The following is a 19,352-nucleotide window of genomic DNA, read 5'->3' as shown; positions in this document are numbered from 1 at the left end:
TTGTCTATCACTCATTTTCATCATCGTGCTCAATTGCGCCTGACGTTATAAATTTTTCCCAGCCGGCGTCTAGAGCAAATCGTTTACCGTATTTTGCTTCAAATTCTTTTAAGCGGTTAACTATCTTATTGGCGCCATGCTGGCGAATGTAATTGATGGGCCCACCTAGAAAAGGAGCGAATCCGGTTCCAAAGATCATGCCTGCATCGAGTAGATCAGCGTCACTAACAATGCCGTCACGCAAGACTGCAACGGCCTCATTCAAATAACGATAGATCATACGTTCGGCAAGATCAGACGGGGGTGTGTAATTTTCGGCTTTTGGTTTGATCGGTTTGCCTTTTTTATCCCAGGTGTAAAAGCCTTGGCCGGTTTTTTTGCCGAGATGTTTTTTCTCCAGCATTTCTTCAATGCCATCCGGAATGTCCAGATCATACGCTTCACTTAAGATTTTACCGACATGTGCAGAGACATCCAGACCCACGGTATCGGCAAGTTCGATCGGGCCCATCGGCATGCCAAAATCGGTTGCGGCTTTATCGATTGCAATTAACGGTACGCCTTCTTTAGCAATGAAAAAAGCTTCAGTGGTGTAGGGGGTCAAGACTCGGTTCACAACAAATCCGGGCGCGCTTTTGCACGCTAATGGCAGACGATCGATCCGACGTGTGAATGCCATGCCTTTTTCCAGGTCTTGTTTATTTGTGGTTTCAGTACCGATAACTTCAACCAGAGGCATCATGGCTACCGGGTTGAAGAAGTGCAGACCGATCAACCGATTAGGATCTTGCAAGTCTTTTGCGATCTCGGTCAATTCAATGCTGGAAGTATTGGTGGCGAGAACTGCGCCAGGTTTCATTTTTGGCTCCAGGCTTGCATACAGATCGCGTTTGGCCTGAGCATTTTCATAAATAGCTTCGATCACCACATCGGCACGCACCACGGATTCACCTTCAACATCCGGAATAAGGCGATCCATGATCAGACTGGCCTTTTCTGCACTGCGGGTCTTTTTCAAAAACAGCTTACGCGCACGTTCCAGTGCCGGGGCAATGTATTTGGCTTCACGATCTTGCAGGCTGACGGTCATACCACGATAGGCACACCAGGCTGCAATGTCGCCACCCATCACACCGGCGCCGATCACATGCACATGCTTGAATGTGTGTTTGGTTTTACCACCCGCACCCTTGAGTTTGTTTTGCAATCCAAATACTCGCACCAGATTACGTGAGGTTGGTGTACACATTAATTCGGATATGGCTCTGGCTTCTTGCACCATCATTTCTTCGGGGTCATGACCAAATTGCTCCCACAGATCGATCATGCGATACGGGGCCGGGTAATGATCTTTTTTGGCTTTTTTGGCGACTTGCTTACGCAAAACTTTTGCCAACACTTTGCGTACTGGAAAGCTGTCCATCGCCTTGAGCTTTAACGAGCGTGACGATTTTTTTGGCGGATTCAGGGCCAGCATTTCGGCGGCTTTTTCTAAATGCCGTGTTGGGACGATCTGGTCAACCAGGCCCATACGTTTGGCCGCTTTGGGGCGAATATTGCGACCGGTCAACATCATGTCCATGGCATTGGTCGCACCGATCAATTGGGTAGAACGCACCGTGCCACCAAAACCCGGATTCAACCCAAGTTTCACTTCAGGGAAGCCTAAAACCGCTTTGGTATCATTGGTCATAACCCGGTAATCACAGGCCAGTGCCAGTTCCAGGCCGCCGCCTAAGGCAAAGCCATTGATCATGGCGACCGTTGGGAAGGGCAGGTCCTCGATCTGATCCATGATCTGTTGACCCTGGCGCACCATCTCAAAGGCGGCATCGGGTGATTGCATGGTCTCAAATTCGGTGATGTCGGCACCGGCGATAAAACCGCTGTTTTTGGCAGAGCGAATGATCAAGGCTTTTGGTTTATTGGTTTGTAATTCATTAAGACGCTCATGCAATTCCTGCATGACTTCCTGCGACAGCACATTGGTGCCGGTGTTGGCTTTATCAAAACTCAACCAGGCGACATTATTCGCATCGGTTTCAAGAAACCAGTGTTGATTGCTCATCGTGAAATTCTACCTTTCGTAATTATTTAATTTGGTATATAGGTTTGGCAAATGGCTGTGGATTTATACTCGTTCCAGTAACATCGCGCCCCCCAGACCGCCACCGATGCACAAGGTGGCAATGGCACGTTGCTGACCGGTTTGTTGCAAAACTTTCAAGGCGTGCAGCACCAGACGTGCGCCGGTTGCTCCGACGGGATGTCCGATACTGACGGCACCTCCGTCAATATTCAGTTTGTCTTGGTCTATGGTGCCAAGTGCCGCATCGAGGCCAAGCTCTGTTTGACAAAATGCCTCGTCTTCCCAAGCGGCCAGACAGGCCAGGACTTGTCCGGCAAAGGCTTCATTCAACTCCCAATAGTCCACATCGGATAGATCCAGATTATTGCGTTGTAATAAGGGGGTGCTGGCATACACCGGGCCAAGACCCATTTCTGCGGCATTTAAACCGGCCCATTGGGCGTCGACCAGTCTTCCCAGAGGTTTTAGGTCGTATTTTTCAACGGCGTTCGCGCTGGCCAATAAGAGCATCGCGGAACCATCGGTAATTTGAGAGGAATTTGCTGCAGTCACTTTGCCCACTTTGCGATCAAAGAAAGGCTTGAGAGTTGATAGTTTTTCAACATTCGAGTCACGCCGCAGACCATCGTCCTCGGCCAAAACTTTCGCTTTGTTATACAAGGGAATAACTTCGTCCATACGGTCTTCATCGTAGGCTTTGGCCAAACGCAGGTGACTCCTGACCGCGTATTCATCCATGGCTTTGCGCGTGACATCAAATTTATGCGCAATAACTTCACAGGTCTGACCCATGTTGAGATTGACCAATGGGTCGGTCAAACCTTTCATAATCCCGATCACTGGTTTCAAATGACCCGGTCGGAACGAAGACATGGCTTTGAGTTTATCGGCAGGTTTTTTAGCCTTGGCGAGATCACCCAGAAAATTCACCATGTCATCATTAAATAACAAGGGTGCACGACTCATCGCCTCGGTACCACCCGCCAACATAAGATCAGAACGCCCCAGGGCAATATCCTTGGCCGCATTATCTACAGCTTGCATGGCCGACGCGCAATTACGCATAACGGTATAACCTGGCGTGGCGTCACCAGCCCCCAGGCGCAGGGCGATCAGGCGCCCGATATTTGGTTCATCGGCACTGGGCATGGCGCAACCCACGACCACTTCATCCAACGCATCGGGTGCAAAAGGCTGACGCGCCAACAAGTCACGACCAGCGGCAACGGCCAATTCGGAAGCCGAGAATATACCCGGCTTGCCGCGCGCTTTTAAAAAGGGTGTGCGTGCTCCATCCACGATGTATACGGCTTCTTGCTTGTAAGCATTTGATCTAGACATGAATATTCCGATTCTTGTTAAAAATTAAAAGTAAATTTGTAATGTTTTGTTTATTTTGCCGGTTTGGCTTTAAAGCCGGCGATCACAAAGGGAATGAGCTGGTTAACCTGACGTTCGATCCACTCATCCGTAACCGTTTCGCCGGAGATCAGGCCGAGCAGTTCACTCTCAACAAATGAGTGTGACATAGCCCCGATGGTGAATTGCAAACGCAGGTTGATGACTTCGGGTGTGAGTTTGGGAAAACTTTTCCCCAGGGCCTGCTGGTATCGCTCAATCACGTCATGATAACTTTTGGCAAACAGCTTACGAAATTGCTTGGCAGCTTCTGAGTAGGTTCGACTGATGAGCCGCATAATATTCAAGGTTTGTTTGCCTTCGCCAACACTGATCTCAAGTAGCGGCAGGATAAAAGCCTTTAGTAAATCCTCTGCAGGAACCGGTGCTTTACCATATTGGTTTTCCAGTTCAGTTAAATTACGTAAACGTGCTTTATTTAAAGGCTCCAAGCGGCGTTCATACACGGCTTCGATTAAGGCGTCTTTGGAACCAAAGTGATAATTTACCGCCGCCAGGTTAACCCTGGCCATCGCAGTTATACTGCGCATCGATGTCGCGGCAATGCCGGATTCAGCAAATAGTTGTTCGGCGGTGGAGAGTATGCGTTCCCGTGTTGAATTTAAAATGCGTTTCATAAGACCTCAATAGGAATTTTTCTTTCCGGTTAGTGGTAAAGTCGAGTTACGCAAATTGATCTTGTTGTGTTTTGGCGTAAGTCTGGATGGTTATTGCGCTTGGTCGTTTGGGAAAACTATGGATAAGGTGATTTCACATCTATTCCGGCTTTTGATCCCATAAGACCGTTTGAAACAATCGTTTAATAATAGATTGTGACAGATTAGCCTGCAAGTTTACTTACAATGTCTTGTGGACATGAGCATGGATCAGTGGGTAAAGTTAGATAATATTTTACATAAAAAAGTACCTATAACTTATTGTTACTTATATAAATAATATGACTAAACATAGACATCTGATTTTTGTGCGTCATGCCAAGTCCTCTTGGAGTGATCACTCTTTAAGCGACCACGAAAGGCCTTTGAACAATCGTGGTCGACGTGATGCGCCCCTGATGGGGGAATGGCTTGCAGAATCTTTGTACAATCCAGATAAATTCATTGTAAGTACTGCGGTTCGCGCCCAACAAACAGCCCGTGCATTTCAAGAAGCATTAAGCCTACCGGATTCAAATTTTAGTCATGAACCTGATTTGTATCATGCCGGTATGCAAGAGTGGATTCGAGTGCTCGAGAACTTGAATCCGGTGGTTTCGAATATTGCGTTTTTTGCCCATAACCCTGGCATTACCCAGATTGTTAACTGGCTATGTGAGGTGAATATTTTTAATATTCCAACCTGTGGCGTGGCAATCGTGCAAATTCCGCAGACACTTGAGCGTATTGATTCGGGTGTTGGTAAACTACTGCATTATCAGACGCCCAAGAAATTGCTCGGAATCGATTAATCACCGAATACTCATTTCATGCCAAAAATACGCAGCCTCAAAGCCTTTAATTTCCAGCAATGGATCGACGAGCATCGTGATCTGCTCAAACCGCCAGTTGGTAACAAATGTATCTGGGAAGATGCCGACACGACCGTTATGGTCGTTGGAGGTCCCAATCAGCGCACCGATTATCACGATGATCCGGTGGAAGAGTTCTTTTACATGCTGGAAGGCAACATGACCTTGCGTGTCATTGAAGAAAATGGCTTGCCACCTAAAGATATCAGAATTAAACAGGGCGAGATATTTTTATTGCCGGCACATGTACGCCATTCTCCGCAGCGTGAAGCAAACAGTATTGGTCTGGTCATCGAACCCAAGCGCCCAACAGGGGAGAAGGATGCTTTTGAATGGTATTGCCTTAATTGCCATTATCGGGTGCATCGGGTTGAATTCATTCTTAAGGATATCGAAAAGGACCTTCCACCCTTATTTGAAGCCTTTTATGACTCAGAATCCGACCGGACCTGTTTTGAGTGTGGGCATTTACATCCGGGCAAATACGCACCTACTGAACTTGACGACTCTGAAGAATAAGCATCGATAGTACTGGCCAATTGAAAGTGGCGAGATGCTACAAAATTCTATGACACGGCTGCAATATCTGTTTTTCAGACAATCACAACAACAATTACAACACGACTAAAGAAACACCATGACCGACACCAGATTATCCGCCTTCGTTAACCAAATGCAGGCTCCGGCCACACTTGCGATGGCACAAAAAGCCAGGGATGTTGCCGCCCAGGGGCACGATGTGATCAACCTGTCCATTGGCGAGCCGGATTTTGATACGCCACAGCACATCAAGGACGCCGCGATTAAAGCGATCCAGGCTGGCCATACGTCCTATACACCCGTTCCAGGACACGCAATATTACGCGAGGCCATATGTAACAAGTTACAGCGGGAAAACGGACTTCGCTACCAGCCAGAACAGATCCTTGTTTCGACTGGCGCCAAACAGAGTATTGCTAACACTTGTCTGGCATTACTGGAGGAGGGTGACGAAGCCATATTGCTTACACCCTACTGGGTCTCGTATTTCACCATCGCTGAAATGACGGGTGCTGCGGTGGTGCAGCTTGCAGCGGATGTCAGCAATAATTTCAAGGTCACGCCAGAGCAATTGCGTGCCAGGTTGAATGAACGCAGTAAATTAATGATCTTTTCCAGCCCCTGCAACCCGACTGGAGCGGTCTACTCACACAAAGAATTAGAGGCTTTGGCTGAAGTCTTACGCGATTTTCCAAATTTATACGTTATTTCGGATGAGATTTACGAGCACATCAATTTTGGTGATCGGCACGCGAGTTTGGCTGGCATCGACGGAATGTACAACAACACCATTACGGTGAATGGATTCTCCAAGGGTTATGCAATGACCGGCTGGCGCCTGGGTTATCTGGCCGCCCCGGAATGGATAGCCAAGGCTACGGCCAAGATCCAGGGGCAATTTACCTCAGGGACCTGTAATTTCAATCAGTACGCTGCCATCGAGGCATTGCAAGGTGATATGCAACCTACCTATGCAATGACCGCGAGTTATTTGCAGCGTAGGGACATGATGATCGAATTGTTAAGCCCCATCAAAGATTTCCAGATCGCAAAACCAGAAGGGGCATTTTATTTGTTTCCGGATGTAAGTCGCTTGTTTGGTAAGACCGTTCACGGAGTTACTCTACATACGGCCGATGACGTGGTCGAGCTTCTGCTGGAAAGATCTCATATTGCAACGGTATCGGGGTCTGCTTTTGGCGATTCAAATTGCATTCGTTTGTCGATTGCAACTGAAGAAGGGCGTTTACGCGAAGCGGCAGAACGAATGGTAAAGCTGTTTAGCTAAGAACATATTGTTCCAATTCAATCTCAGTTATTGATCAGGTCTATGCTGACGGCTATTCCATGGTTATCAACGAGTCATGCTATAAAACAATAAGCCATAGATATATAGCACATAAAAATAAAGCTTATAACTTTATGTCACGTAATGCTAAGATGGGGCTTTAGTCTGATCTGAGCTAGTTATGCTGCAAATATTTCCACTTGGTATTGCTTTAGGTGGCGCCTTCTGCAATCGAGAACATGAACGTAAGCTACTGAAAAATAATATTAAAAATGGGCGTCACACGTGGCTAATGGCGCCCAGGCGCTATGGTAAGACCAGTTTGATCTTGCAAACCTGCTCAGAATTAGGGCATGAAAAGAAAAAAGTATACAGCCAGAGTATTGATCTGCTTCTGGTTCACGATATGGACTCGGTTTTCCAGCATCTGAGCAAATTAGTCAGTCACTTAATGCGAGAAAGCGTTCCTGGACAGCAAAGGCTTCTTGAAGCAATTAATAGCTATTTCAATAGTTTACGACCAGAACTTAGAGTTACTTCGCATGGTATGGAGCTGATGCTCAGCCCGGATAAAAAAGAACCTGAATCCTTAGTCGATATGCTGCTTAGTCTTGATCGTTTCGCTGCCGATAAAAAATTGCGTTTTGTGGTGATACTGGATGAATTTCAGCAATTGGCCAGTTTGAAGAACCATTTGGCCATTGAAGCTGCGTTTCGACACGCGGTGGAACGCGCTTCCCATATCACTTATTTGTTTGCCGGCAGTTACCAACATTTACTCAGGCAAATGTTTGAGGACCCCAAACGGCCGCTTTACCATTTATGTGAAAAAATGGAACTCGCTCGTATTCAACAGCAAGATTACATTCCGTTCCTGGACGATGCAGCAAGATTGAACTGGGGGAAAATTCTCAGCCCGGATGCTATTGAGCGCATTATGCGTATTACCCAACGGCATCCTTATTACGTCAATATGTTATGTGGCCGTTTATGGCAGGACAAGAAATTACCAACCCCACAAGAGATCGACTCCGCCTGGAATGCCTACCTGCAAGCCGAGACACATCGTTTGGCTCAACAATTGGTTGGATTGAGTCCGAATCAACGTGCTTTGCTTAAGGCCTTGGCCAACGATCCTGTGGCACAGCCGCGCAGTAGGGAATATTTAATGAAAACCCGTCTTGCCTCGGCGAGTGCGGGTCAGGCATTGCAGGTGTTACTGGAAAAGGACCTGATCTATCGACCCGATGAGCTTTATCGTGTACTGGATCCTGCCCTGGAACAGTTTATTCGAGATCGCTGATTGTCTGGCTCAATACGGAATCCGGAATGGTACGTTCGATCATCGCAAGATACCCAAGCATGCCTAACTTTTTGCATAACTGCCTTGCTTTAGTCAGATAGGTTTGTGCAAGCTCACTATCACCCGGTGCATTACGATCTAAAAGCATGCGCGCATGCCAATACAGTAATTGTGGTTCTTCGGTTTTGTGCGGTAGTTTTTTTGCCGCTTGCATGGCATTAGCAAAGTGCTGCTCAGCAACTTGCCAGTTTTTACCTGCGCTTGCAGCGATGGCCGCAAAACGTTCTGTTAGCCCGAGTGAAAAGGGTAAATTAAGTTTCTTCTCATTCAAAATGTAAACGATATGCTTGTACATGTCAGCAGCGGTTTCATGTTGCTTGCACAAAACCAGACTCTCAGTCGCCAACAACAAGAACATGATCGTGCCAGTGCAAATGGGTTTGCCGGATTCTGGCAGTAGAGATTGCAAACTCTCGAATGCATCAAGAGTATCTTCATCGCCTAAAAAGGCTTTACCGTATAACCAAAAACAAATTACACTGCCTGCGCCACTGCCACCATGCATACGGTTTTCATAGCAATATTCCATATCTGTGCGGGCTTCATTAATATTTCCATGCAGTAATAAATTCATTACTACGTGTCCTTCCATGACCCAGGGCAGGTTGCCGATCCGGGCATAATTGGCGGCGCGTTTTAATTGTCGAATGGCATTATTGATGTCGCCTTGTTGTTGTAGAGCGACCCCTTCGAACAGTTCCATACACAACAATGCCCCATAAATGCCATATTTAACACCAAGTGGTTCGAGTGTTGAACTGATCTTGGTTACCTGCTGATGCTCGCCCTTTAATGAATGGCCAGCTTGCTGCATCCAAAGACATTCGGCCAGATTCCACTCGTCTTTGAGTTTACGAAACAACGGAATGGCTTTTTTGACTGTTAACAATAGCTCGTCCGGCTGCATATTGAACCAATGCATATTTGCTCTGACAAATAAAGCGTTGGCGAGTAGTTCATCACTTTCGAGTTCCGTTGCAATTTGTATCGCTTGTTCTATTATTGGTTCCGATTGATCAGTTAGAGCGGCGATGTTCAAAGCAAAGCCCATGGTCGAAAGCAGCATACAACGTGCCGGCGAGGCTTGGGTTCCGGCAATTTCCAAGCCCGTTTGAGCAATCTCCATGGCTTCGAGCGGTTGATGGTGCCAGGCAAAAAAGTAGGAAAGCTCATAACATAAATGCGCGGCTTGATCGATGTCAGCAAGTTGCTCGTAAATGTTCAGTGCCGCGCGCATGTCGCGTTCAAATTCGACCACCATACCCTTGCTCAAATAGGCGCTGGCGCGTTTGTTCAATAGTTTTGCTTGCAAGGCATCGTCATTAGCACGTTCGAGTGCAGCATGATAATAAGTGACCGCTTGATCCATGGCGATTGCTGAACGCGAATGGTCACCGGCTTTTTCCAGCCAACTTACGGTTTTATGTATATCCGCATAAGCGCCGGCCTGGTTTAAATGATAGGCAATGTCCACGGCGTGGTTTTCCAGACTGCGGCCCTCAACGGCCTCGATGGCTTCTGCGATCTTTAAATGTAATTGCTGTTTACGAATAGCAGAGACTTGAGAAAGTATGGCTTGACGTGCAAGCGCATGTACAAATTCGTAACGCAGCTCATGGCCACCAATGGCCGGTTTGATCAGCTCGGCGGCTTCGGCAAGCTCTACGACCTCAAGGACCTTACTGTGCTCTTGCATGGCTGTTTCAAGCGCTTGCAGTCTGAAACGCAAACCCATGACGGCAGCCATGGTCAATACTTCTCGCGCATAGTTACTCAGGCGATCTATGCGTTGGTTGGTCACCAGACGTATGCTTTCCGGAACATCAATCGTCTCACTATCGAGTTCAGGCACCCAGTTACCCTGTGCATCAAACAATTTGCCTTGATCTTTAAGGTGTTGAAACACCGAGCGAACAAAAAAAACATTGCCTTCGGTTTCTGCATACACCAGATCCACGACCTTGGCCGGCGGTTCGCTACCGCCATTGTTCATGAGCAGGGTTTTTACCTCTTGAAAGGAAAGCTGATTCAAAGGAATGCGATGCACAAATGGAAGCTTACCGAGTTTTGGCAGGGCATTTTTAAATGCTTCTCCCATATCAATATCGGCATCACGATAGGTCACGACAAATACAATGGGAGCATTGGGAACCTGCGCTGCAACGTGTTCGAGTAGTTGAACACTGGACTCATCGGCCCAGTGCATGTCATCAAGCAACATGACTACCGGCGTGGCCTGGGTAAGTCGGGTTAGCAATTCAAGCAATGCATTAAACAGATAGCGTTGTTGTTGTCCGGGTGGCAACTCAATCGGTTCGGGTATATCAGGAAAGGTACGTTTTAGATCAGGAACCAGTCGGGATACTTCAGAAGCGGTTGTGCCCAGAATATTATGAAATGACGATATCGGTAATGAACGAGACATTTCTTCAATCATCTCGGTGGCTATAATATAGGGCGCGCTTTGTTCTTCATAAGCGTGACCAACCAGTGGCAGCATCCCGAGTTCTGTGCCGATGTGTAAAGCTTCTTCTGCCAATCTGGTTTTTCCCAGTCCGGGTTCACCTCCAATTAGCAAAATACTGCCAGAACCCGCTTTGGCCTCTGTTAAATGTTTACGTATCGACTCGCATTCTTGCACTCGTCCAACCAATGGGGTTAGTTTTCGTGATGCCAAATTCAGTTTGGATAATTTAATCGGTTTCACCGGTGCGTCGATGAAAGCTTTCGATATCAGACCGGTATCTTCTTTTGTTACTACAATCCCGTCTGGAGTGATGTCAAATATCCAGGACAGAAGTATTGTCAGAGGCAGGCCGCAGAGGAGCGCAATGGTTAATGCACGGATCGACCATTGAGGCGCATTGAAGGCCGGGAACAAGATTGCGGCAACTTGTAATAACAGCCACGCAACAAAGGCGTAAGCGAGAGTCACGCGTACGACGTGGCGACGTTTGAGTTCACTCCAAATGTTGTTCATCAGTTATTAATTTCTGATTGTTATTTTCAGTAGTTTACATTATTTTACAATTACTTATCGCTAGATTTACCGGATTTTCCTGGCCTTTTAAGTGTCTGGAATCGCTCTAAAATGCATATAAATGTCAAAATAGATAAATATAAGTAAATTCATCGACAGATAATCTTGTTGAGCTCAATTTGGCATTATCAGGGCTTAATTAGTGTGCTAAATTGCCCAATTGACCTACACAGATCAGGAGTAATGCAGAATGCGTTGGAAAGGTAGAAGACAAAGTTCAAATGTAGAAGACCGTCGTGGTCGCCGTATGGGGCGCGGTGCCGCGGTTGGTGGTGGTGGAATAATCATGGCCCTGGTAGCAATATTTCTGTTAGGCCAAGATCCGGGAACAGTTATGCAGCAAATGCAAAAGCAGCAAGCCCAACAACAACGCCAACAACCCCAACAACAAGGCGAATATCGTGGCAGTGCACAAGAAGAAGAAATCAAGCGCTTTGTGTCTACGGTTTTGGCCGATACGGAAGATACCTGGAATGCGGTGTTTCAGAAAGCCGGATACCGCTATCAGGCGCCCAAATTAGTGCTCTACACAGACATGACACCAACAGCTTGTGGTACCGGGCAGGCGGCTTCGGGACCCTTCTACTGCCCGGGCGATCAAAAAGCCTATCTTGATCTGAGTTTCTTGAATGAATTACGTCGCATGGGGGCGCAAGGTGATTTTGCCGTCGCCTATGTCTTGTCGCATGAGGTCGGTCACCATATTCAAACTATTACCGGCACCGCGGCAAAAGTTCGTCAATATCAGGCAAGAGCTTCCAAGGAACAGGCAAATGCCATGCAAGTGAAAATGGAATTACAGGCGGATTGTTATGCCGGTATCTGGGCCAATCACACGCAACAACGAACCGGCATGCTGGAAGAAGGTGATCTGGAAGAAGCTCTCAATGCAGCAGCAGCGGTCGGTGATGACACCATAATGAAAAAAGCCGGCCGTGTGCCGCGCAAAGAACAATTCACTCATGGCACCTCGCAACAACGCATGGAATGGTTTGCCCGCGGCATGCAAAGTGGCGAAATAGGCGCTTGCGATACGGGAATCTGAATCTCGTCAAACATCCAAATTAAATTAGCAAAAAGCCACTCACTCGAGTGGCTTTTTTAATGTACCTATTGTTGGTCGTTACTCAGGAAAGTAATTGGCAACGCTTGGTGTGTGATGATTCGCCTTGGCAATGCAGAGATCGATTGATTCAAGGGTTTGTGCCAAGGAACGCGGGCCACCCGATACATTTTCAATTAACGGGCTAAAAAACTTTTCCACGTCTAGTTTGTCTTCAGCAGTACAGAATCCGGATGCAATGCGAGGAATTCGTCCCTGGGAGAAACTGGAAACACGTTGAATAAAGCCATCGAAGTTCTGTTTGAACCAGTTCCAGGCTGCGTCTTTTTGTTGGTCATCACTGAGTTGGGTGAAAATAATTGTGTATATCTCGTTATCGCGAATCTTTTCCGACAAAGTCCAGTCTCTCAGTTCATCTGCCAGCTTAGGATCTTTGGCTTCCGCAATAGCTCCTAACAGGCGCCCACGAATGGTGCCATCACTTTCATTTTCAAATAATTCCATTAAATGCTGTATGAAGGGAGTACCAATATCTTTTGCAGCAACTGCTAGTGCAGTCGCAATGATATTGGAGTCGGCCAGTTCCGGGTGCAACTGTTTATCACTTGCATACCCTGTATATTCCACCGCCATTTTGCGTAAATGACTTCGAACTTCGGCAGACTCACCTTGTTTGGCCAAAAAAGTGAATAGGCTGTTTCTAAGTTGTATGGTATCCACTGAATCATCAGGCTGGTAATCAAAGCCTAATTCTTTAAACCGGTTTTCGTACAGTCGGCGATTTAAATTGGCCAGGGCCGATTTTTGCGCCTTGGTTTTAGCAATTTTGTCATAGGCAAAACTCAGAAGTTCGGTTGGAGCGGTAGCTACTCGTGAGGAGTCGGATCGAATAATTTTAGGTGCGACTTGCACCAGATCACGAAAGGAGAGTTTGCCGGCATTGATGGATGCGTTGAAACTGTCATTCGCTGCCATCATCTCTTCAGCACCCAACATGTCCTGATTGCTAAACAGGGTCTGCCAATCGGTACTGTTCAAGGCGAAGCGATAATACCCTGTGCCACCCGCATTTGGAATTACGAATTTTGGACAAACCTGGGTATCGAGTTTTATGCTTTGAATTGGTTTACTGACTAAGCTGCATTGCTGTTCAACTTTGCCAGCAGTCTCAAAGCCTAGACACACCGGCACTTTCCAGATCTGTGCGCTGCTGCCACTGGACCCGATGGGCAAATAGCGTGATTGTTTTACATTGACCTCCACATTGCTATCTAAGCAAGTTGTGCTGATGTCCAGATTAGGAATACCAGGTTGTTCAAGAAAGCTATTAAAAGCATCACGAATGGTTTCGACCGTGTATTGAGTCGAGTTTTCCGCAATGGCTTCAATAAAATCGGTCGCCGTGGCATTGTCAAAAGCAAACTTGTTTAGATAATGGTTTATTCCAAGTTGGAAATTTTCAGGCCCCAGGAAAGATTCAAACATGCGCAATACTCCACCACCTTTGGAATAGGTGATGCCGTCAAACGCTGAATCAATATCATGATTGTTGTTAACTGGCTGGCGGATCTGGCGTGCGCTGATCAAGCTATCATTAGCCATGGCTCCCAGGGCGCGACCCATCAGGGTTTGTCTGAATTTTTGCTCCGGATAAACATTGTCATTCGAGACATGTGCCATCCAGGTCGCAAATGCTTCGTTTAACCAGATATCATCCCACCATTCCGGGGTGACCAGATTGCCAAACCACTGGTGGGCCAGTTCATGGCCGTGCACATTGGCATAGCGACGCTTTTGATCCAATGAAATGGTGTCATCAAATAACAATAGCTGTTCGCGATACACGATCAGACCGACATTTTCCATGGCACCAAAGGCAAAATCGGGTGCAGCGACAATATCAAGTTTTTCGTACGGGTAGGGAATACCGAAATATTCTTCCAGGGAGGTTAAGATCTCATTGGTGTGTTCCAGGGCATAAGTCAGGTTTTTACCTTTGCCTTTGGTTGCCAACCCATTTAAAGGAATGGGTTTTTTACGAATGGAATTGGCCGGAATGTCGTCCCATTTCACCACATCCAGATCACCAACCGCGTAGGCGATAAGGTAAGTCGGCAAGGGTTTGGACTTCGCAAAGTCCAGTCTTTGCATACCGTTCTCCATTTCGGTGACTGCTGTCAGTGGGGTATTGGCAAAGCCCTTGTGTTCATTTTTGATGGTGAGGCTGGTAGTGAAAGGCACTTTGAAAGCGGGTTCGTCAAAACCCGGGAAGCTCAAGCGCGCCGACGTTGCTTCGAATTGGGTGAACGCGTAATTCAAGCCGCCATCTGTCACTTTATACAAGCCTTCCAGTGACAAGTTGAATGGAGCACTGTAAGTAATTTCCAGAGTCGAGCTTCCTTTTGCAAGGGTGCCTGAAAAGTCGATTCGGGCCACGCCTGAAGCATCGACCTGACGATACTCACCGGAAATTTCATTACCTGCGGAGTCGGTCAAACGTACATTACTGACTTGTAGATCTCGCCCATGCAAAAACAGGTAATCGGTTTCAATATCTGACTCCAGGTCAATTGTGGTTACCCCCCTAAATCCGTCCTGGTCAGGGTCAATGGTCAAATCCAGTTTGTATTCAAGCGGGCGAACGCTGTTTGGCAAACGCCCGACCGGGGTTGAAGCCGGATACGCATTAGTATCAGCAATTGGAGTAATCGACTCGGTTGCGCTGTCTACATTGTTCGCTGTCTTGGGTGTCGGCTGATTTTGTGTTGTCCGCTCTGGAATTGGTTTTGTATCACTCTGTATGCCGAAAAAGTCTTTGATAAGCGCTTGATTGAAATAAGCGGCGATCGCCAAGGCCAGAATGATTAAAAAGGTGGTTAATCCGACCAGCGATGTCTTTGATTTTCGCTTTTCACTTCCAGCATCTGCCGAATCGGACCCTGATTGCTGACCAAGATCTGCATCACTGGAATCTGCTGCATATCTTGCGATATACGGGTCTTCATTATCATCGATCACAGTTGGTACAGGTTGTGTGCTGATTAAGGCATTAATGCCCTGGCTACTCAAACCCTCTGATTTCTTTTTACCCAGTAATCCAAGGAAAAAAGGGTGAGCGATACCGAGTAAGAATGAAATAGACTCGTGTTTTATACCGGAATCTTCGGCAATCAGTGACACGTGTGTATCAACGTCGTTTTCTGTGTCGTAGGCTAGCAACTCCCGAGCTTTTTCATTTCCCATGCTTAGATAGGTCACGGTTTGATTGCCACCGGCTAAGTGTTGTTCCAGTTTATCCAGCTTGCTGCCATCCCCAAGTGACTCATAAAAGGCCGAAAATTCTTCATCCCGGACTGCGTCGAGACTCTTGGAAAGTTTCAGACATGCGCCTTGCAATCCTTTGCGTGTAATATCAAGCGGCTCGCCCAGTAAGGCGGCAGTTTTTTCAAGTAAAGAGTCACTTAAACTCTCATCAACCAATTGTTGTAGATTATTTCCCATTTCTTGACCTTAAAGTGTGAAAGCCTGTCTTGTGATTTGTGTAATTAACGCTTTTTTTATGTTTTTTTCAGCCGCGAATGATAACAGAGCTTAATCTGTTTTCGCAGATGTAGACTTTACAAGTTTCTATTTTGCCATGCTGGATTTTTGTGCTGTGCAACAAAGTACATGCGCAAGATATAAAATGGGAGTAATAATTATGCACCAGAATTTTATTAGAAAATTATTACAATAGTCCTATAACTGATTGTATTTAATGTAAAAAACATTGTTTTCCAGATAATAGTCCTGCGTGTTTTATAAGCGTTGTCGGAGTACTGATTTACTTTTTAAACAATCGTTTTAAACTGCATGTTTTTCTGACTCAATCATTAGGGATCCCCATGTCTACATACACCTCGGCCATCGAAGCAGTACAAGCGCTCAAAGCAAAACACGGCAGCAACTGGGATGCGATCAATCCGGAAAGTGCCGGTCGTATGATCGTGCAAAACAGATTTCGCACGGGTCTCGATATCGCCAAATACACAGCAGCTATTATGCGACAAGACATGGCTGAGTACGATGCTGACACATCAAAATACACCCAGTCCCTGGGTTGTTGGCACGGCTTTGTGGCCCAACAGAAAATGATCGCGGTTAAAAAGCATCATAAAACCACGAAAAAACGCTATTTGTACTTGTCGGGTTGGATGGTTGCAGCTTTACGTTCCGAGTTCGGCCCCTTGCCGGATCAATCCATGCATGAAAAGACCGCGGTACCAAAGCTGATCGAAGAGTTGTATACATTTTTAAAACAGGCTGATGCCAAAGAGCTGAACGACCTGTTCCGTCAGTTAAATTCAGCGGCCGACAGTGACAAAGTAGGAATCCAGGCCCAGATCGATAATTACGAATCCCATGTAGTACCAATCATTGCCGACATTGATGCAGGTTTTGGTAATGAAGAAGCCACTTATTTGTTGACCAAAAAAATGATTGAAGCGGGCGCCTGTGCCATACAAATCGAAAATCAGGTATCGGACGCTAAGCAGTGTGGTCATCAAGCCGGCAAAGTCACGGTTCCGCATGAAGATTTTCTGGCCAAGATCAATGCCGTGCGTTATGCCTTTCTGGAACTGGGTGTGGACGACGGTGTCATCGTTGCACGCACAGACTCGGAAGGTGCAAGTTTGACCCAGAAAGTGCCGGTTTCACATGAGAAGGGTGATCTCGCATCGCAGTACATTGCTTTTATAGATACCGAAGCCGTCAACATTAAGGACGCAAAAGAAGATGAAGTGCTGATTAAGCGCAATGGAGAACTGCACCGTCCCAAGCGTTTGCCGAACGGCTTGTATGCCTTCCGTGAAGATACCAATATTGACCGTGTGGTGCTGGATTGTGTCACCAGTTTGCAAAATGGCGCTGACCTGTTGTGGATAGAAACCCCAACACCGCATGTTGGACAGATCGCGCATATGGTTAACCGGGTTAAAGAACAGGTGCCAAATGCCAAACTGGTCTACAACAACTCACCGTCCTTCAACTGGACCTTGAATTTCCGTCAGCAGGCATACGACGCCATGCTCGAAGCAGGTGACGATGTGTCAGGCTATGAACGTGCCGAGTTAATGGACGCAAAATACGATGACACCGCGCTTTCAGTTAAAGCTGATGCCATGATCAAGTCCTTCCAGAAAGACGCAGCACGTGAAGCCGGTATTTTCCATCACCTGATCACTTTACCAACCTATCACACCACCGCATTGCACATGAATGACCTCGCTGAAGGATATTTTGGCGAACAAGGTATGCTCGCGTATGTGGCCGGTGTTCAGCGACAAGAGATTCGCAAAGGTGTATCTTGTGTGAAGCATCAGGCCATGGCCGGTTCAGATCTGGGTGATGACCACAAAGAATTTTTTGCCGGAGATCAGGCCTTGAAAGCTGGTGGTGAGAAAAACACGATGAATCAGTTCTAAATTATATTACTGTCATCTACGCTTAGGTGGTGACGTCTTTCCTGTGAGACAGGAACCCGAAAACCCGACTCATTGAGTCGGGTTTTTAATTGGTGATTCTCAAACTTGGTCGCCGCCAGGGAAGTTTGGTACTATTGGCTGGCGCTTAAATATCCTAAGATATATAAAATCGAATTCGGAGCTAATACCTATGTACAAAATCTTATTATTGCTGTCAATATTTGTGAGTGCCAATATATTTGCACATGAACCTGCGATTGTGCAAGCTGGTACGTCTGAAGAGATTCCGTTTCCAGGTCACAAATCATTTTTACTTTCGGATTCTGATTCGACACCATCAAATGTGGCAATACTTGAACTTGTATTGCCGCCAAAAACATTTGGTGCACCACCACATATTCATACAAAGGAAGACGAACATTTTTATGTGTTAAGCGGTAGCGTGGAGTTTTTGAACAAGGATGAAGTGGTGTCAGTTGGCGAGGGCGGATTACTTGTTTTACCTCGTGGTCATTTACATGGTTTCTGGAATATTACGAATAAGCCAGCAAAACTTCTTTTAGTGGTATCACCCGGGGAATTCGCTTCGTTTTTTGATACCGTAGTCGCACAAATAAGAAAGGAAAATCCGGATGACCCACAAAAGGTAGGTCAGATTATTGGTATGGTCGCCGCAAAATACGGGGTAACCGTTCATCCCGATAAAATACCTCCTTCGGCAGAGTCTGTTTTGCCAAAATAAATCATAGTTGCAGCCCGAATACTGAAAACATGAATCGTAATGACACAGTTTGGGATGCTTATCCAGTTTTCCTAACAATAAATGAATTGCGAAATTACAAGACTGGCGACGGGTTGCAACTTAATACAGAATGAGACTTGTTCAAGTTATGGAGATTGTAGAACCGTTATCAATTACAAATAGTTGCAGATAATGTCAATTAATCTCTGGAAAATGGGATAATTACACCAGTTTCCCGGTCTGAATAGTATTATCCGGACCTGACCAAATAAGGAGTTTTGGTTATGAAGTTATTGAAATATATCGTTATTTTTGTATTTATGTCAACAGGCTGGGAGATATTTTCCGATGAAGTCGTCGGTAACTTAAGTGTTACGTATCCAGCCAAAGGCTATCAGCTGATCGGCCTTAAAAACGCATCGCTTGTAGATTCTGTGTGTGAGTCCCGCTATATGATCCCTGCGTCTAACAAAGAACTTATCGCCAAACTCAAATCTCCAACAGAACAACGCGTAAAAATTATATATTCGCATGCCATGCTTAAAGATGGGGGAACGCGTAAGCACTGCATGGTTGAGAATGTAATCTTTCTGGATGAGCAAAACTGACATTGAAATAGAGAATATGCGAACGATAATCCTTTTGCTAAGCCAGTTTTTACTGATTCCAGTTTGGGCGTCTTCAGTTGTTATTCAATCCGGTTCTAGCGATGCGCAAGAGTGTGCTGCTGCGGCACATGTCGCCGCCCAAACATCCTCCAGTAGTGAAGCCGATATCAACCTGTGCAGTAAAGCACTGGAAGATAAAAATTTATTACGCCGTGATGAAGCTGCGAC

Annotated in this window: 14 protein-coding genes; 9 read left to right on the top strand and 5 right to left on the bottom strand. The window is 46.3% G+C overall.

What is annotated here, in order from left to right; translation table 11 throughout:
* Positions 1 to 7 precede the first annotated feature (7 nt).
* From HKN88_04725 to HKN88_04715, 3 genes are all read right to left on the bottom strand, one after another.
* Positions 8 to 2,068, bottom strand: coding sequence for a crotonase (locus HKN88_04725; protein NNC97357.1), 2,061 nt, complete (start codon positions 2,066 to 2,068; stop codon positions 8 to 10).
* 63 nt (positions 2,069 to 2,131) lie between these two features.
* Positions 2,132 to 3,430, bottom strand: a complete 1,299-nt coding sequence (locus HKN88_04720) for an acetyl-CoA C-acetyltransferase (protein NNC97356.1) — start codon at positions 3,428 to 3,430, stop codon at positions 2,132 to 2,134.
* A 50-nt stretch (positions 3,431 to 3,480) separates the two neighbouring features.
* A complete protein-coding gene (locus HKN88_04715) occupies positions 3,481 to 4,125 on the bottom strand; it encodes a TetR/AcrR family transcriptional regulator (GenBank protein NNC97355.1) in 645 nt (214 codons plus the stop codon).
* 320 nt (positions 4,126 to 4,445) lie between these two features.
* Between HKN88_04715 and HKN88_04710 the strand changes: the two genes are divergently transcribed.
* From HKN88_04710 to HKN88_04695, 4 genes are all read left to right on the top strand, one after another.
* Positions 4,446 to 4,955, top strand: a complete 510-nt coding sequence (locus HKN88_04710; protein ID NNC97354.1) for a histidine phosphatase family protein — start codon at positions 4,446 to 4,448, stop codon at positions 4,953 to 4,955.
* A gap of 18 nt (positions 4,956 to 4,973) precedes the next feature.
* Positions 4,974 to 5,534: a 3-hydroxyanthranilate 3,4-dioxygenase gene (locus tag HKN88_04705; GenBank protein NNC97353.1), complete on the top strand. Its 561-nt coding sequence runs from the start codon at positions 4,974 to 4,976 to the stop codon at positions 5,532 to 5,534.
* 118 nt (positions 5,535 to 5,652) lie between these two features.
* The gene (locus tag HKN88_04700; protein NNC97352.1) at positions 5,653 to 6,843 is read left to right on the top strand and encodes a pyridoxal phosphate-dependent aminotransferase; all 1,191 of its coding nucleotides are present in this window, start codon (positions 5,653 to 5,655) and stop codon (positions 6,841 to 6,843) included.
* A gap of 181 nt (positions 6,844 to 7,024) precedes the next feature.
* A complete protein-coding gene (locus HKN88_04695; GenBank protein ID NNC97351.1) occupies positions 7,025 to 8,146 on the top strand; it encodes an ATP-binding protein in 1,122 nt (373 codons plus the stop codon).
* On the opposite strand, the gene HKN88_04690 is transcribed toward HKN88_04695, so the two are convergent.
* A complete protein-coding gene (locus HKN88_04690) occupies positions 8,130 to 11,186 on the bottom strand; it encodes an AAA family ATPase (protein NNC97350.1) in 3,057 nt (1,018 codons plus the stop codon). The two genes, HKN88_04695 and HKN88_04690, sit on opposite strands and share 17 nt — an antisense overlap.
* A gap of 250 nt (positions 11,187 to 11,436) precedes the next feature.
* On the opposite strand from HKN88_04690, the gene HKN88_04685 reads away from it, so the two are divergent.
* Positions 11,437 to 12,291 (top strand): zinc metallopeptidase, encoded by an 855-nt coding sequence (locus tag HKN88_04685; protein NNC97349.1) that lies wholly within the window; start codon positions 11,437 to 11,439, stop codon positions 12,289 to 12,291.
* A 78-nt stretch (positions 12,292 to 12,369) separates the two neighbouring features.
* Here HKN88_04685 and HKN88_04680 read toward each other — a convergent pair whose 3' ends face one another.
* Positions 12,370 to 15,810 carry a M1 family metallopeptidase gene (locus HKN88_04680; protein ID NNC97348.1) on the bottom strand — a complete coding sequence of 1,147 codons (3,441 nt, stop codon included), beginning with the start codon at positions 15,808 to 15,810 and terminating at the stop codon, positions 12,370 to 12,372.
* A 383-nt stretch (positions 15,811 to 16,193) separates the two neighbouring features.
* Here HKN88_04680 and HKN88_04675 point away from each other — a divergent pair, with 383 nt between their 5' ends.
* The 4 genes from HKN88_04675 to HKN88_04660 form a co-directional block, all read left to right on the top strand.
* Positions 16,194 to 17,774 carry an isocitrate lyase gene (locus HKN88_04675; GenBank protein NNC97347.1) on the top strand — a complete coding sequence of 527 codons (1,581 nt, stop codon included), beginning with the start codon at positions 16,194 to 16,196 and terminating at the stop codon, positions 17,772 to 17,774.
* A gap of 190 nt (positions 17,775 to 17,964) precedes the next feature.
* Positions 17,965 to 18,516 (top strand): cupin domain-containing protein, encoded by a 552-nt coding sequence (locus tag HKN88_04670; GenBank protein NNC97346.1) that lies wholly within the window; start codon positions 17,965 to 17,967, stop codon positions 18,514 to 18,516.
* Positions 18,517 to 18,836: 320 nt separating this feature from the next.
* Positions 18,837 to 19,124: a hypothetical protein gene (locus tag HKN88_04665; GenBank protein ID NNC97345.1), complete on the top strand. Its 288-nt coding sequence runs from the start codon at positions 18,837 to 18,839 to the stop codon at positions 19,122 to 19,124.
* Positions 19,125 to 19,140: 16 nt separating this feature from the next.
* The coding region (locus HKN88_04660; protein NNC97344.1) for a hypothetical protein at positions 19,141 to 19,352 on the top strand (212 nt) is incomplete at its 3' end.

The organism is Gammaproteobacteria bacterium, from assembly GCA_013001575.1.
In the GTDB taxonomy this organism is placed as follows: domain Bacteria; phylum Pseudomonadota; class Gammaproteobacteria; order Steroidobacterales; family JABDMI01; genus JABDMI01.
This window is presented reverse-complemented; position numbering and strand designations above follow the sequence as displayed.